This is a genomic window from Jutongia hominis (assembly GCF_014384965.1).
In the GTDB taxonomy this organism is placed as follows: Bacteria; Bacillota; Clostridia; order Lachnospirales; family Lachnospiraceae; genus Butyribacter; species Butyribacter hominis.
Window position 1 is genome coordinate 1 of record NZ_JACRSW010000039.1, and the last position, 2,331, is coordinate 2,331.

Consider the following 2,331-nt stretch of genomic DNA (forward strand, 5'->3'; position numbering starts at 1 on the left):
GCTTTCCATGCTTTCTTGGTTAAGCCCTCGACCTATTAGTGACAGTCAGCTCCATGCATTACTGCACTTCCACCTCTGCCCTATCTACCTCATAGTCTTTAAGGGGTCTTACTGGATTATCTCCAGGGATATCTTATCTTAAGGGGGGCTTCACGCTTAGATGCCTTCAGCGTTTATCCCGGCCAAACTTGGCTACTCTGCCATGCCATTGGTATGACAACAGATACACCAGCGGTTCGTCCAACCCGGTCCTCTCGTACTAGGGTCAGCTCCTTTCAGATATCCTGCGCCCGCGCCGGATAGGGACCGAACTGTCTCACGACGTTCTGAACCCAGCTCGCGTACCGCTTTAATGGGCGAACAGCCCAACCCTTGGGACCTGCTACAGCCCCAGGATGCGATGAGCCGACATCGAGGTGCCAAACCACTCCGTCGATGTGAACTCTTGGGAGTGATAAGCCTGTTATCCCCAGGGTAGCTTTTATCCGTTGAGCGATGGCAATCCCACTTTCATACCACCGGATCACTAAGTCCTACTTTCGTACCTGCTCGGACCGTCGTCCTCGCAGTCAAGCTCCCTTCTGCCTTTGCACTCTTCGAATGGTTTCCGACCATTCTGAGGGAACCTTTGAGCGCCTCCGATACCCTTTCGGAGGCGACCGCCCCAGTCAAACTCCCCGCCTGACGTTGTCCCCCGGCCGGGTCACGGCCGCAGGTTAGAAACCCAATACTGCAAGGGCGGTATCCCAACAGCGACTCAGATGCAACTGACGTCACATCTTCTCAGTCTCCCGCCTATCCTGTACATGCAGTATCGAATCCCAGCATCAAACTGGAGTAAAGCTCCATGGGGTCTTTCCGTCCTGGCGCGGGTAACCAGCATCTTCACTGGTATTTCAATTTCACCGGATGCATTGTCGAGACAGTGCCCAAATCATTACGCCTTTCGTGCGGGTCGGAACTTACCCGACAAGGAATTTCGCTACCTTAGGACCGTTATAGTTACGGCCGCCGTTTACTGGGGCTTAAGTTCGAACCTTCGGATTGCTCCTAAGCTCTCCCCTTAACCTTCCAGCACCGGGCAGGCGTCAGCTCATATACTTCACCTTTCGGTTTCGCATAAACCTGTGTTTTTGCTAAACAGTTGCTTGGGCCAATTCTCTGCGGCCTGGTTTCCCAGGCACCCCTTCTCCCGAAGTTACGGGGCTATTTTGCCGAATTCCTTAACAATGCTTCTTCCGTCGGCCTTAGGATTCTCTCCTCATCCACCTGTGTCGGTTTACGGTACGGGTTCAATATACACAATAGCGGCTTTTCCCGACAGCCACTCTGCATTCTTCGCTACCCTTATGTTCGCTCCGCTTCACACCTCCGGCTTATACGGCGGATTTGCCTGCCGTACGCCTCCTGTGCTTGCACCGGTCTTTCCATTCCCGGCTAATGCTTTGTGGCTGTGTCCCCACAGTTCTGATATATTGAAGTACTGGAATCTCAACCAGTTGTCCATCGACTACGTCTTTCGACCTCGCCTTAGGTCCCGACTTACCCAGAGCAGATCAGCTTTACTCTGGAAACCTTAGATATTCGGCCGATAGGATTCTCACCTATCTCTCGCTACTCATTCCGGCATTCTCTCTTCACTGCTCTCCACTGCTCCTTACGGTACAGCTTCGTCGTGCAGCGAATGCTCCTCTACCAATCACTTACGTGATTCCACGGCTTCGGTGTCGTGTTTCAGCCCCGGACATTTTCGGCGCAGGAACTCTCGACTAGTGAGCTGTTACGCACTCTTTGAATGAATGGCTGCTTCTGAGCCAACATCCTAGTTGTCTTCGAATTCCCACATCCTTTTCCACTTAACACGCACTTTGGGACCTTAGCCGGTGGTCTGGGCTCTTTCCCTTTTGACTACCCAACTTATCTCGTGCAGTCTGACTCCGTTACATCATCTGGCCGGCATTCGGAGTTTGATATCTCTTGGTAAGCTTTGACGCCCCCTTAAGAATTCAGTGCTCTACCTCCGGCAGACTAATAACAGGCTAGTCCTAAAACTATTTCGAGGAGAACCAGCTATCTCCGGGTTCGATTGGAATTTCTCCGCTACCCACACCTCATCACCACCCTTTTCAACGGATGTGTGTTCGGTCCTCCACCGCCTTTTACAGCAGCTTCAACCTGGACATGGGTAGGTCACCCGGTTTCGGGTCTACACTATGTGACTTCACGCCCTCTTAAGACTCGGTTTCCCTTCGGCTCCACACTTTCCGTGCTTAACCTTGCCACACCATGTAACTCGCCGGACCGTTCTACAAAAAGTACGCGGTTGTACAT

Annotated in this window: 1 rRNA gene; it reads right to left on the bottom strand. The window is 52.4% G+C overall.

From position 1 onward, the window contains the following. Positions 1–15 precede the first annotated feature (15 nt). Positions 16–2,331, bottom strand: a 23S ribosomal RNA gene (locus tag H8700_RS11130); the annotation flags it as partial.